The following is a 12,419-nucleotide window of genomic DNA, read 5'->3' as shown; positions in this document are numbered from 1 at the left end:
CGTTGAACCCAGTGACGGCGTAAAGCAACGCCACAGGAGGATCAGGTGCGCTCGAGCAGCAACCCGGCCTTCCGCAACCTGCCGACCGGCGGCGGGTACGGAGGCTACGCAGGCTTCGGCCAGCCAGAGCAGGCTGGCTACCAGCAGGCCCCGCCGCCGCTGACCAGCGAGCGGCCGATGACGATCGACGACGTCGTCACCAAGACGGGCATCACGCTCGCCGTGGTGGCCGCGACCGCCGTCGTCACCTACCTCATGCAGGCGTGGTTCCTGCTGTTCCCGGCCGCGATCATCGGCCTCGTGCTCGCGCTCGTCATCATGTTCAAGCGCATGCCGAGCCCGCCGCTCGTGATCGCCTACGCCGCCGTCGAGGGCATCTTCCTCGGCGCGTTCAGCGGGATCATCGGCAACATGGTCGACCGCATGACCGGCAACCCGGGTCAGGGTGTCGTCATGATCGGGCAGGCCATCATCGGCACGCTCGGCGTGTTCTTCGGCATGCTCGTGGTCTACAAGACCGGCGCGATCCGCGTCACGCCGAAGTTCACCAAGTGGATCACCGGCGCGCTCATCGGCGTCGGCGTCCTCATGCTCTTCAACCTGATCATGAGCTTCTTCACCTCCGGCGGCCTCGGCCTGCGCAACGGTGGCACGCTCGCGATCATCTTCAGCCTCGTCTGCATCGGCCTCGCGGCGTTCAGCTTCCTGATCGACTTCGACGCCGCCGACCAGGCGATCCGCGCCGGCGTGCCGGCCAAGTTCGCGTGGCAGATCGCGTTCGGTCTCACGGTCACCCTGGTGTGGCTGTACACCGAGATCCTGCGCCTGCTGTCGTACTTCAACTCGGACTGACGCTTCGGGTGTGCTGGAGGGGCGTTCCGCTGCGGCGGGGCGCCCCTTCGGCGTTGTGGCAGGGTTCGGGGAATTCAACTTCAGGGGGAATGCGTGGACACCGCGTACCGGATCGTCTTGGAACCGCCGTCGGTCGACGACTACCTGCGCCTGCGCAAAGAATCGGGACTGAGCGCACGGACCGCGGAAGAAGCCGAGAACGGCGTCAACGGCGCATGGGCCTGCGCGATTGCCGTTCACGTGGAATCAGGTGAAACCGTCGGCATGGGCCGCGTGCTCAGTGACGGCGGCTGGTACTTCCACATCATCGACATGGCGGTGTTGCCACATCATCAGCGCAAAGGCATCGGTGACGCGATCCTGACCGCGTTGCTGGACCGCATCGAAGCGCACGCGCCGAACGCGTACGTCAACCTGCTGGCCGACCCGCCCGGTCGTCGTCTCTACGAACGGCACGGATTCGTCGAGAGCGCGCCGGCGAGTGTCGGCATGAGGCGGGTCTAGGCCCGCCAGCGCACGTCCGGCAGTTCGGTGCCCACTTTGATCAGGCAGTTCATGCAGAGAGCGCCCGCCTGGGCGCGCGACACCCGTTCGTCGGGAACCGAATGTTCGCAGACCGCCTCGTAAAAGCTGCGGGAACCGTCGGTTTGATCAAGGGAGAAAGCATGGCATTGCAGGTCGTATTCGCTTTGCCACCACACGTAGGGCATGTCCGACCCCTCCTCACTCATCGCTAGGGACGGACTTCCCCTCGCCTGATGACGCCAATGCGCGACGATTCATCTCATCGGCAAAAAGGGGGCAGGCAAGTAGCTCCGTTCGGGTGATACGGAGCCACTTGCAAGCGTCAATTTGCAGATCTTGAGCGAAAGGTCAGCTCAAGCGCTCGATGACCATCGCCATGCCCTGGCCGCCACCCACGCACATCGTCTCGAGACCGAACTGCTTGTCGTGGAACTGCAGCGAATTGATCAAGGTCGTGGTGATGCGCGCGCCGGTCATGCCGAACGGGTGGCCGACCGCGATCGCGCCGCCGTTCACGTTCAGGCGGTCGAGGTCGATCCCGAGGTCCTGGTAGGACGGGATGACCTGGGCGGCGAACGCCTCGTTGATCTCCACGAGGTCGATGTCGGAGACCGACAGGCCCGCCAGTGCCAGTGCGCGCTTCGAGGCCTCGACCGGGCCGAGGCCCATGATCTCGGGGGACAGGCCGGAGACACCGGTCGACACGATCCGGGCCAGCGGCGTGATGCCGAGCTCGCGGGCCTTGGTGTCGGACATGACCACGAGGGCCGCGGCGCCGTCGTTCAGCGGGCAGCAGTTGCCGGCGTTGATGCGGCCGTCGGGGCGGAATACGGGCTTGAGCTGGGACACGGCCTCGTAGGTGACGCCGGCGCGCGGGCCGTCGTCGGACGAGACCACGGTGCCGTCGGGCAGCGTGACCGGCGTGATCTCGCGGGCCCAGAAGCCGTCGGCGATGGCCTTCTCGGCGAGGTTCTGCGAGCGGACGCCGAACTCGTCCATCTCCTGGCGCGAGATGCCCTTGAGCAGGGCCAGGTTCTCGGCGGTCTGGCCCATCGGGATGTAGACGTCCGGCACGACGTCGAGCGAACGCGGGTCCACCCACTCCGAGGCGCCGGTCTGCGCGACGGAGGCGGTGCGCGCCTCGGCCTCGCCGAACAGCGGGTTGTGCGTGTCCGGCCACGAGTCGGAGCTGCCCTTGGCGAACCGCGACACGGTCTCGACGCCGGCGCTGATGAACACGTCGCCCTCGCCCGCCTTGATGGCGTGCAGGGCCATGCGCGTCGTCTGGAGCGAAGAGGCGCAGTAGCGGGTCACGGTGGTGCCGGGCAGGTTGTCGTAGCCCAGCAGCACGGAGACGACGCGCGCCATGTTGAAGCCCTGCTCGCCGCCGGGCAGGCCGCAGCCGAGCATCAGGTCGTCGATCTGCGCGGGGTCGAGCTGCGGCACCTTGTCCAGTGCCGCGCGGATCATCCGCGCCACCAGGTCGTCGGGCCGAACGTCCTTCAGCGAGCCCTTGCCCGCGCGGCCGATGGGGGAGCGGGCGGCGGAGACGATCACGGCCTCAGGCATCACGAAACTCCTCGTTGAGAGTCAAGGTTGCCGACGAGCCTAGTTAACGCCCGCTCACCCCGGCCAGCGCGAGTGACGAGAATTCCGAAACTCAAGCGTGCCGCTTCTGCAGCCACGCGGGCACGCGGGACGGCCGCACCGCCAGCGCGGCCGCGGACGGCAGCCGCACGACAGGGGCGCCCCAGTCCGGCCGCAGCCCCGCCACCTGGCACAACGGTGCCAGCAGCACACCCGCCGCGGCCTCGTAGCCGACCGAGCTGGGGTGAAAGCGGTCCGAGCTGAACATGTCGACGTGCCGCGCCATGAACTCCGGCGCCAGCAGGTTCCCGAGCGGCACCGGCACGCCACCCGCCCGGCGCACCGCGGCGGTCTGCGCGGCCGCGAGACGCAGGCTGTACCGGCGCCCGACCATCCGCAACGGCTGAGGGATAGGCCGCACGATCCCGAGGTCCGGGCAGGTGCCGACTACTACGCCGCAGCCGGCCGCGCGCAGCCTGCCGACCTGCTCCGCCAGCAGCCGGGCCGACTCGGTGGTGCTCATCCGCGACGTCACGTCGTTCGCGCCGATGATGATCAACGCGACCTGGGGGACGTCCCGCACGGCCGCGTCGACCTGCGGCACCAGGTCGCGCGTGGTCGAGCCGCTGACGGCGTAGGTCGACAGGCGCACCGGCCGGCCCGCCTCCTCGGCCAGCGCTTCGGCCAGCAACACGCCCGGCATCTGCGAGGGATGGGTCACACCGACACCCACCGCCATCGAGTCGCCGAGCACCGCCAGCCGCAGCGGATCACCGCCGTCGTCGAGGTACACGCCGTCCGGTGCCGGCCAGAGGTGCTCCAGCACCCCGATGGCCGCCCGAGCACGTCGTCCCTGCTCAGTGAGCAGACCGACCAGTGCTCCGGAGAGGCCTCCGAGCGTCGCCGCCGTCATCGCCGCCGCTCGCAGCGTCCGCAGTCCGATCATCCGCGACACCTCCTTCCCCGGGGAATCGTCGACCTCGCCGTTCGAATCAACCTCCGCAGCCACTAGAGCTACGCTTCGTCCCGCTATCTCGGAGAGTGGGAGCAGGGGAGTAGATACCGGTGGAGTACGTCGAACACGTCGTCGATCTGGTCGGCAACACGCCGCTGGTCAAGCTCAACTCCCTGACCACGGGGATCAAGGCCACGGTGCTGGCGAAGGTGGAGTACCTGAACCCCGGCGGCAGCGTGAAGGACCGCATCGCCCTGCGGATGGTCGAGGCGGCCGAGAAGTCCGGTGAGCTGCGGCCCGGCGGCACGATCGTCGAACCGACCTCGGGCAACACCGGCGTCGGGCTCGCGCTGGTCGCCCAGCGCAAGGGCTACAAGTGCGTCTTCGTGTGCCCGGACAAGGTCAGCGAGGACAAGCGCAACGTCCTGAAGGCCTACGGAGCCGAGGTCGTGGTGTGCCCGACCGCCGTCGCCCCCGAGCACCCGGACTCCTACTACAACGTCTCGGACCGGCTCGTCCGCGAGATCCCCGGCGCGTGGAAGCCCGACCAGTACTCCAACCCGGAGAACCCGGCGAGCCACTACCACCAGACCGGCCCCGAGATCTGGCGCCAGACCGCCGGCAAGATCACGCACTTCGTCGCGGGCGTCGGCACCGGCGGCACGATCTCCGGCACCGGCCGGTACCTCAAGGAGATCTCCGACGGCGCCGTGAAGGTCATCGGCGCGGACCCGGAAGGCTCCGTCTACTCCGGCGGCACCGGCCGCCCGTACCTGGTCGAGGGCGTCGGCGAGGACTTCTGGCCGGAGGCCTACGACAAGACCATCTGCGACCAGATCGTCGAGGTCTCGGACGCGGACTCGTTCGACATCACCCGCCGCCTCGCCCGCGAGGAGGGCCTGCTCGTCGGCGGTTCCTGCGGCATGGCGGCCGCCGCCGCGCTGCGCATCGCGAGGGACCTGCCCGAGGACGCCGTCGTGGTCGTGATCCTCCCGGACGGCGGCCGCGGCTACCTGTCCAAGGTCTTCAACGACCGCTGGATGGCGTCCTACGGCTTCCTCCCGCCCGACTCGACCGGCGCGACCGTCGGCGACGTGCTGCGCCGCAAGGGCGGCATGCTGCCCGACCTCGTGCACGCGCACCCGAACGAGACCGTGGGTGACGCCGTCGCGATCCTGCGCGAGTTCGGCGTCTCGCAGATGCCGGTCGTCAACGCCGAGCCGCCGATCATGGCGGCCGAGGTCGCCGGCGCGGTCAACGAGCGCGACCTGCTCGACGCGCTGTTCACCGGGAAGGCCCAGCTGTCCGACCGTTTGGACAAGCACATGTCGCCGCCGCTGCCGACGCTCGGCGCCGGTGAGCCGGTCGGCATCGCCATGAACGCGCTCTCGAACGCCGACGCCGCCCTCGTGCTCGAGGACGGAAAGCCCGCCGGAGTGGTGACCCGGCAGGACGTTCTGGGGTTCTTGGCTGGTCGCTGAGCGTGGAACCCCGTGCGTCCGATAGCGTGACGCCCCAGATCATCACCCTGTCTCACTCGAACACGGCCCAGCCAAGGGGGTTGGAAACCGGATGAACGCTCCGCAGCCGCCAGGAAATCCGTTCGGCGGTCAGCCGCAGGAGCCCAACGCGGACGCAACGCAGATCGTCCCGGGGGGTGGCCAGCCGTCCGCGGCGAACCCGAACCCGGACGCGACGCAGGTCGTCTCGCCAGGGCAGTCTCCTGCCGCACCGCAGCAGAACGCGGACGCCACCCAGGTCGTCAGCCCCGGTCAGGTGCCGCCCTCCTCGGGTGGTTTCCCGGCTCAGGGCCCCGGCTCCGGCGGGTTCCCCGCCCAGCCGCCGGCCTACGGCGCTCCGCAGCAGCAGCCCTACGGTGCTCCTCAGCAGCAGCCTTACGGCGCTCCGCAGTCCAACCCGTACGGTCAGCCGGCCGCGGGCGCCTACGGTCAGCCGCAGCAGCCCTACGGGGCTCCGCAGTCGAACCCGTACGGCCAGCCGCAGCAGCAGGCCTACGGCCAGCCCGGTGGCTACGGCCAGCCCGCCTACGGCGGTGCTCCGCAGCCCCCCACCGGCTACGCCGAGTGGGGCTCGCGCGCCGTCGCGGGTCTGATCGACTACGGCGTCCCCGGCCTCGCGGCGGGCATCATCATCGGTGTCTTCAGCGCGATCGGCGCCAGCACCGGTGACCCGTCCTCCGCGGGCCTCTTCGTGCTGATCGCCTACCTCGTCGGCTACGGCGGCCTGCTCGGTTTCTACATCTGGAACACGGTCCTCAAGGGCGGTTCCACCGGGCAGTCGATCGGCAAGAAGGTCGCGAAGATCAAGGTCGTCAAGGAGGACACGCAGCAGCCGCCCGGCGGTGGCGTGGCCTTCCTGCGCCTTCTGCTGAACAACGCGTTCGGTCTGCTCTGCGGCATCGGCTCGCTGATCAACTACCTCGCGCCGTTGTGGAACCAGCCGAAGAAGGAGACCTACTCCGACAAGATCTGCGGCACGGTCGTCATCAACTGGCCGGACACCGCGAACTACGGCGGCGGCGGTTACCCGCAGCAGCCGGGTACCGGTGGCTACCCGCAGCAGCCCGGCACCGGCGGTTACCCGCAGCAGGGTGGCTACGGCCAGCCCCCGCAGCAGGGCTACGGCGGTCAGCAGCAGGGCTGGTAAAGCCCTCGGCACGACCTGGACCAGCCCCCGGCCACCTCGGCCGGGGGCTGGTCCGTTTTCACTGCTTGGACTCTTGCGGTCGGCGGCCAGATGGGTGAGTACCCTTCGAACATGAGCACCCCATACGGCTTCGCCACCAGGGCGATCCACGCCGGTCAGGACCCGGACCCGACCACGGGTGCGGTGAACGTCCCCATCTACGCCACGTCGACGTACGCCCAGGACGGCGTGGGCGGCCTGCGCGAGGGCTTCGAGTACTCGCGCACCGGCAACCCCACCCGCCGTGCACTGGAGACGTGCCTCGCGTCGCTCGAACGCGGCCGCTACGGCCGTGCGTTCTCCTCCGGCATGGGTGCGACCGACGCCGCGCTGCGCACGTTCCTCAAGCCCGGCGACCACATCGTCATCCCGAACGACGCCTACGGCGGCACGTTCCGCCTGATCGACAAGGTCTTCTCGCAGTGGGGAGTCACCCACTCGCCCGCCCCCGTCTCGGACGTCGACGCCATCCGCGCGGCCATCCGCCCCGAGACGAAGCTCGTGTGGATCGAGACGCCCACCAACCCGCTGCTGAACATCGGTGACATCGCGGCCATCGCCTCGGTCGCGCACGGCGCCGGCGCGAAGCTCGTGGTGGACAACACGTTCGCCTCGCCCGCCCTGCAGACTCCGCTGGAGCTGGGCGCGGACGTGGTGCTGCACTCGACGACCAAGTACATCGGCGGGCACTCCGACGTCGTGGGCGGTGCGCTGATCACCTCCGACGAGGAGCTGGACGCGGCGTTCGCGTTCCTGCAGAACGGCGCGGGCGCGGTCCCCGGCCCGTTCGACGCCTACCTGACCCTGCGCGGCATCAAGACGCTCCAGCTGCGCATGGAGAAGCACTCCGACAACGCCGAGCTGGTCGCCGAGGCCCTGACCCGGCACCCGCGCGTGAAGAAGGTCATCTACCCCGGCCTGGAGTCGCACCCCGGGCACGCGGTCGCGGCCAAGCAGATGAGCCGGTTCGGCGGCATGGTGTCGTTCATCGTCGAGGGCGGCGAGGAGGCGGCGCTGGAGGTCTGCGCGCGGACCAAGCTGTTCCTGCTGGCCGAGTCGCTGGGCGGGGTCGAGTCGTTGATCGAGCACCCCGGGAAGATGACGCACGCCTCCACGGCCGGGTCGATGCTGGAGGTGCCCGCGGACCTGGTGCGGGTGTCGGTGGGCATCGAGTCCGGTGACGACCTGGTGGCCGACCTGCTCGAAGCGCTGGGCTGAGGTTTCGCCGAGCGCGGGTCGGCTGGCGGGCGGTTGTCGCGTTCCAGCGGGGTGGGTCGCGTTCCTGGTGTTCGGTCGCCTTGCGAGGGTGGTCGCGCGGGTCGTGACGGAACTGCGCGGGGTTGCGATTGGGGCTTGACCTTGAGCCTCTGGCGGGTGCCTGTGGCACCGCGCGGGTTGCCTTGCGGTTGCCAGCTCCAGCGGAGGGGGTGCCTACCGTGCGAGAAGTCGCCTTGCAGGCCTTCGACCCGCGATAGGCGCCTCCACCCCGGCCACAGCCCTCAGGCACGCAAAAGGCCCCTCCCGCATGGGAGGGGCCTTCCACGTCTCAAAGCCTCACGGCTTCTTCGAGCCGAACCTGTCCACGTTCTCGGCCTCGGCTGTCGGCGCCGCCGGTAGGTCGGCGCCGTTCACACAGCCTCCGACGAACTGGATCGTCTCGCCGGTGCGGACGAAGCGGCCGGCTTCGTCACAACCTGCGTGCGCCACGGTCAAGAACGCCGCGCCGGTCAGTGCCGCAGCCGTGGTCACGGCTCCGACCAGCGGAATCACCGCGGCCACGCGTCGCGCGAATGCCATGCCACCTCCACCCGATGTGAGTCCCCCGTAAGGCAGCCTACCGGGGGATCGTCACCAGCGGCGTGACTCGGCACGTCGGCGGCGCATCCACGCTCAGCAGGGCGCCTCGCGGCACCGTGCCGAGCCACACCACTAGAGGTTGCCGCGTCGCTCCTGTTCGCGCTCGATCGCCTCGAAAAGCGCCTTGAAGTTGCCCTTGCCGAAGCCCAGGGAGCCGTGGCGCTCGATCAGTTCGTAGAAGACGGTCGGGCGGTCGCCGATCGGCTTCGTGAAGATCTGCAGCAGGTAGCCGTCCTCGTCGCGGTCGACCAGGATGCGGTGCTCCTTGAGGACCTCGATGGGAACGCGGACCTCACCGATGCGGGCGCGCAGCTCCGGGTCGTCGTAGTAGGAGTCCGGGGTCTCCAGGAACTCGACGCCCGCGTCGCGCATGGCCTTGACGGTGGTGATGATGTCGTTGGTCGCCAGCGCGATGTGCTGGACGCCCGCGCCCTCGTAGAACTCGAGGTACTCGTCGATCTGCGACTTCTTCTTCGCGATCGCCGGCTCGTTCAGCGGGAACTTGACGCGGTGGTTGCCGTTGGAGACGACCTTCGACATCAGGGCGGAGTAGTCCGTGGCGATGTCGTCGCCGATGAACTCCGCCATGTTCACGAAGCCCATGACGCGGTTGTACCACTCGACCCAGTAGTCCATCTTGCCGAGCTCGACGTTGCCGACGCAGTGGTCGACGGCCTGGAAGAGGCGCTTCGGGGCGCCTTCCGGACGCTTCACCGACGAGCTGCGCGCCACGTAACCGGGCAGGTAGGGGCCGGTGTACTTGGAGCGGTCGACGAGCGTGTGGCGGGTCTCGCCGTACGTCGCGATCGCGGCGAGACGGACGGTGCCGTGCTCGTCGGTGACGTCGTGCGGCTCCTCCAGCACGGTGGCGCCCTGCTCACGGGCGTGCTTGATGCACTGGTCGACGTCGCCGACCTCCAGCGCGAGGTCGATCACGCCGTCGCCGTGGCGGCGGTGGTGGTCGAGGAGTTCGGAGCCGGGCGTGACGCCGCCGTTGATCACGAAGCGGGCCGAGCCCGACTTCAGCACGAACGACTTGTGGGTGCGCTGGCCGGTCTCGGGGCCCGCGTAGGCCACGAGCTCCATGCCGAACGCCACCTGGTAGAGCCACGCGGTCTGCGTGGCGTTGCCCGCGACGAACACCACGGCGTCCATGGCGCGCACGGGGAAGGGGTCCTTGGTCGCGTCGTAGTCGACCAACCCCACGAGCTGCCGGAGCTGGTCGTAGCTCACGTCGTCAAGCTGCTGAGTCATGTCCATCAGCATGATTCGACCTAGCATGGTGAGCAACAGTCAGCGAATTCACAGGGCAATTTGTATAGTGAACTGTGCCTTCAGATCAGCAGAGTGAGCACTCTGACCAGCCCGTGGACGAACTCGACGCCAAGCTGCTGCTGCTCTTGACGGACGAGCCCCGTCTGGGCGTCCTCGAATGCTCCCGCCGGCTGGGCGTCGCGAGGGGAACGGTGCAGGCCAGGCTGGACAGGCTGGTCGAGCGGGGCGTGCTCACCGGGTTCCCGCCGGCGCTCGACCTCGGCGCGATGGGCTACGGGCTGACGGCGTTCGCGACGGTGGAGATCGCGCAGGGACGCCGGGCCGAGGTGTGCGAGGGGCTGGCCGCGATCAGCGAGGTGTGCGAGGTGCACGCGACGACGGGCCAAGGGGATCTGTTCGTGCGAATGGTCGCCAGGTCGAATGCGGACCTGCAGCGAGTGGTCGATCACATCGTCGACGTTCCGCACGTCCGGAGGCTGTCGACCTCCATTGCGTTGTCGACGCCGGTGCCTCCACGTGTGCGGCCATTGCTGGAACGCGTGAAAGGGCGGCCACCGAAGTGACCGCCCTTTCACACGATTTGTGGCGTGACTACGACTGGTAAGGAACCGCCGAGATCAGCGTGACCTTCTGCTGCTTGCCGTTCGGCAGCTCGTAGGACACGGTCTCCCCGTCCTTGGCGCCGTTCAGGGCCTTGCCGAGCGGCGAAAGCGGGGAGTAGACCTCCATCTCGCCGTGCGCGCCCTCTTCGCGGGTGGCGAGGAGGAAGGTCTCCGTCTCGTCGTCACCCTCGTAGCGGATCGTGAGCACTGTGCCCGGCGCCGCGACACCCTTGGTGGTGGGAGCCTCGCCGACCTTCGCGGCCTGGAGCAGCTCGTGCAGCTGGCGGATGCGCGCCTCCTGCTTGCCCTGCTCCTCGCGAGCCGCGTGGTAGCCACCGTTCTCACGGAGGTCGCCCTCCTCGCGGCGGGCGTTGATCTCGGCAGCCATGACCGGGCGGTACGCGATGAGTTCGTCCAGCTCAGCCTTGAGCCGGTCGTAGGCCTCCTGGGTCAGCCAGGTCACCTGGGTGTCGCTCACGGTCACCAACTCCTCGTCTTGCTCCGGCGCACGCGTGTGCCCCAGATAGTTCCCGGGCCGTGGGCCCGGAACGGAAAAACACGGCCCGCGCCGGGGCCGTGCTTGAGCTGCAATAGTAACACGTAGACAACGTTCAGCGACGGCGATTTGTTCCCCATCTCGCCGTTTAAACCGCAGATCACCCGCTTGGCCGCTAGCTCGTGGACAAGTAGGCGGGAACCTGGTAGGAGCACCCGAACACCTCGCCGGTGACCGGCGGCTTCGAGGTGCGGAGAACGGTTGTCTCCACGACGACGTCATTTCCCGGTGGAACCAGAACTTCGCGTCTGCCTGCTTCGTCCCCGTCCTTGGACCGGGCCCGAATGATGCAGACAGCCGCACGCTCCGGTTGATCTCGGGAAACCTCGAAACTGACCTTCACCTGGTCGTCGTCGAGGAGGATGAACGCGGTCTGCTTGGCCTCTATCGGCTTTGTGCCGAGATTTCGGTAACCGACGAAGGCGATGACGGCACCTACCGCGACGGCTACAGCGAGTAATGCCCATCGCGCCCACGTGGCCAGCGGTTTGCGGCTCTGACTGCGGTAGCGCCCCTCGGGGAGCGCGCGTTGTGCCACTTGTCCGCGCCCTCCTCGGACTCTGGGGAACAATGGTGCCCGGCGTTCAGTTGATGAGTGTCGCAGGACCATTCTCACAGGAGGACCACGGGGGTCATGGCCGACAAGCTGCGCCTTATGGCAGTGCACGCACATCCCGACGACGAGTCGAGCAAGGGCGCGGCCTCGATGGCTCGCTACATCGCCGAAGGGCACGACGTGATGGTCGTGACCTGCACCGACGGTGGTGCGGGCAGCATCCTCAACCCGGCGATGGACAGGCCGGACGTGCTCGAGAACATCATCGAGGTTCGCCGGGAGGAGATGGCCCGCGCGGCCAAGATCCTCGGCATCCAGCACCGCTGGCTGGGCTTCAAGGACTCGGGCCTTCCCGAGGGCGACCCGCTGCCGCCGCTGCCCGAGGGGTGCTTCGCCCTCGTGCCGCTGGAGGAGTCGGTGCCGTCCCTGGTGGAGGCCATTCGCGACTTCCGCCCGCACGTCGTGGTGACCTACGACGAGAACGGCGGCTACCCGCACCCGGACCACATCCGCACGCACGAGATCTCGATGGCCGCCCTGGACGCGGCCGCGGACCCGGCCTACCAGCCGGAACTGGGCGAGGCGTGGGAGACGCTGAAGGTCTACTACGGGCACGGCTTCTCGCGCGCCAAGATCGTCGCTTTCCACGAGGCGATGGAGGCCCGCGGCATGGAGTCGCCGTACACCGAGTGGCTCGCGAACTGGGGCACCGACCGCCCGGACGTGATGGACCGCGTGACCACGCAGGTCGAGTGCGCGGACTACTTCGACGTCCGCGACGAGGCCCTGAAGGCCCACGCCACCCAGATCGACCCGACCAGCCGCTGGTTCGGCATCCCGATGGAGCTGCAGCGGGAGATCTGGCCGACCGAGGAGTACGAGCTCGTCCGCTCGCTGGTCGACTCGACGCTGCCGGAGAACGACCTGTTCGCCGGAGTTAAGGTCTAG

At 68.6% G+C, this 12,419-nt stretch carries 14 protein-coding genes; 7 read left to right on the top strand and 7 right to left on the bottom strand.

Annotation, left to right across the window (positions count from 1 at the left end; all coding sequences use genetic code 11):
- Positions 1–45: 45 nt before the first annotated feature.
- Together ORI60_RS39490 and ORI60_RS39485 are read left to right on the top strand one after the other, a co-directional pair.
- Positions 46–852, top strand: coding sequence for a Bax inhibitor-1/YccA family protein (locus tag ORI60_RS39490; RefSeq protein ID WP_266043124.1), 807 nt, complete (start codon positions 46–48; stop codon positions 850–852).
- Positions 853–945: 93 nt separating this feature from the next.
- Positions 946–1,356 carry a GNAT family N-acetyltransferase gene (locus ORI60_RS39485; RefSeq protein ID WP_266043123.1) on the top strand — a complete coding sequence of 137 codons (411 nt, stop codon included), beginning with the start codon at positions 946–948 and terminating at the stop codon, positions 1,354–1,356.
- Here the strand turns inward: ORI60_RS39485 and ORI60_RS39480 are convergent.
- The 3 genes from ORI60_RS39480 to ORI60_RS39470 all read right to left on the bottom strand — a co-directional run bounded on the left by ORI60_RS39480 (position 1,353) and on the right by ORI60_RS39470 (position 3,910).
- Positions 1,353–1,562, bottom strand: a complete 210-nt coding sequence (locus tag ORI60_RS39480) for a hypothetical protein (protein ID WP_266043122.1) — start codon at positions 1,560–1,562, stop codon at positions 1,353–1,355. The genes ORI60_RS39485 and ORI60_RS39480 overlap by 4 nt on opposite strands.
- Positions 1,563–1,725: 163 nt before the next feature.
- Positions 1,726–2,946: an acetyl-CoA C-acetyltransferase gene (locus ORI60_RS39475; protein ID WP_266043121.1), complete on the bottom strand. Its 1,221-nt coding sequence runs from the start codon at positions 2,944–2,946 to the stop codon at positions 1,726–1,728.
- Between the two features lie 91 nt (positions 2,947–3,037).
- A complete protein-coding gene (locus tag ORI60_RS39470) occupies positions 3,038–3,910 on the bottom strand; it encodes an SGNH/GDSL hydrolase family protein (RefSeq protein ID WP_266043120.1) in 873 nt (290 codons plus the stop codon).
- 119 nt (positions 3,911–4,029) lie between these two features.
- On the opposite strand from ORI60_RS39470, the gene ORI60_RS39465 reads away from it, so the two are divergent.
- The 3 genes from ORI60_RS39465 (at position 4,030) to ORI60_RS39455 (ending at position 7,843) form a co-directional block, all read left to right on the top strand.
- Positions 4,030–5,400 (top strand): cystathionine beta-synthase, encoded by a 1,371-nt coding sequence (locus tag ORI60_RS39465; protein WP_266043119.1) that lies wholly within the window; start codon positions 4,030–4,032, stop codon positions 5,398–5,400.
- A gap of 91 nt (positions 5,401–5,491) precedes the next feature.
- Positions 5,492–6,586 carry an RDD family protein gene (locus tag ORI60_RS39460; RefSeq protein ID WP_266043118.1) on the top strand — a complete coding sequence of 365 codons (1,095 nt, stop codon included), beginning with the start codon at positions 5,492–5,494 and terminating at the stop codon, positions 6,584–6,586.
- Between the two features lie 111 nt (positions 6,587–6,697).
- The gene (locus ORI60_RS39455) at positions 6,698–7,843 is read left to right on the top strand and encodes a cystathionine gamma-synthase (RefSeq protein ID WP_266043117.1); all 1,146 of its coding nucleotides are present in this window, start codon (positions 6,698–6,700) and stop codon (positions 7,841–7,843) included.
- Positions 7,844–8,179: 336 nt separating this feature from the next.
- Here ORI60_RS39455 and ORI60_RS39450 read toward each other — a convergent pair whose 3' ends face one another.
- Positions 8,180–8,422 (bottom strand): hypothetical protein, encoded by a 243-nt coding sequence (locus tag ORI60_RS39450; RefSeq protein ID WP_189158166.1) that lies wholly within the window; start codon positions 8,420–8,422, stop codon positions 8,180–8,182.
- Positions 8,423–8,554: 132 nt separating this feature from the next.
- Positions 8,555–9,736 carry a 4-hydroxyphenylpyruvate dioxygenase gene (hppD, locus tag ORI60_RS39445; RefSeq protein ID WP_266043116.1) on the bottom strand — a complete coding sequence of 394 codons (1,182 nt, stop codon included), beginning with the start codon at positions 9,734–9,736 and terminating at the stop codon, positions 8,555–8,557.
- A gap of 113 nt (positions 9,737–9,849) precedes the next feature.
- On the opposite strand from hppD, the gene ORI60_RS39440 reads away from it, so the two are divergent.
- On the top strand, positions 9,850–10,320 hold the full coding sequence (locus ORI60_RS39440; RefSeq protein ID WP_036016884.1) for an Lrp/AsnC family transcriptional regulator: 471 nt from the start codon (positions 9,850–9,852) through the stop codon (positions 10,318–10,320).
- A gap of 28 nt (positions 10,321–10,348) precedes the next feature.
- Here ORI60_RS39440 and greA read toward each other — a convergent pair whose 3' ends face one another.
- Together greA and ORI60_RS39430 are read right to left on the bottom strand one after the other, a co-directional pair.
- Positions 10,349–10,846: a transcription elongation factor GreA gene (gene greA, locus ORI60_RS39435; RefSeq protein WP_090007240.1), complete on the bottom strand. Its 498-nt coding sequence runs from the start codon at positions 10,844–10,846 to the stop codon at positions 10,349–10,351.
- Positions 10,847–11,030: 184 nt separating this feature from the next.
- On the bottom strand, positions 11,031–11,453 hold the full coding sequence (locus tag ORI60_RS39430) for a DUF4307 domain-containing protein (RefSeq protein WP_266043115.1): 423 nt from the start codon (positions 11,451–11,453) through the stop codon (positions 11,031–11,033).
- 96 nt (positions 11,454–11,549) lie between these two features.
- On the opposite strand from ORI60_RS39430, the gene mca reads away from it, so the two are divergent.
- Positions 11,550–12,419 (top strand): mycothiol conjugate amidase Mca, encoded by an 870-nt coding sequence (gene mca, locus ORI60_RS39425; RefSeq protein ID WP_266043114.1) that lies wholly within the window; start codon positions 11,550–11,552, stop codon positions 12,417–12,419.

This window comes from Lentzea sp. NEAU-D7, assembly GCF_026242055.1.
Lineage (GTDB): Bacteria > Actinomycetota > Actinomycetes > Mycobacteriales > Pseudonocardiaceae > Lentzea.
Note: the sequence above shows the minus strand (reverse complement) of the source record. Positions and strands in the feature narration are given on the sequence as shown.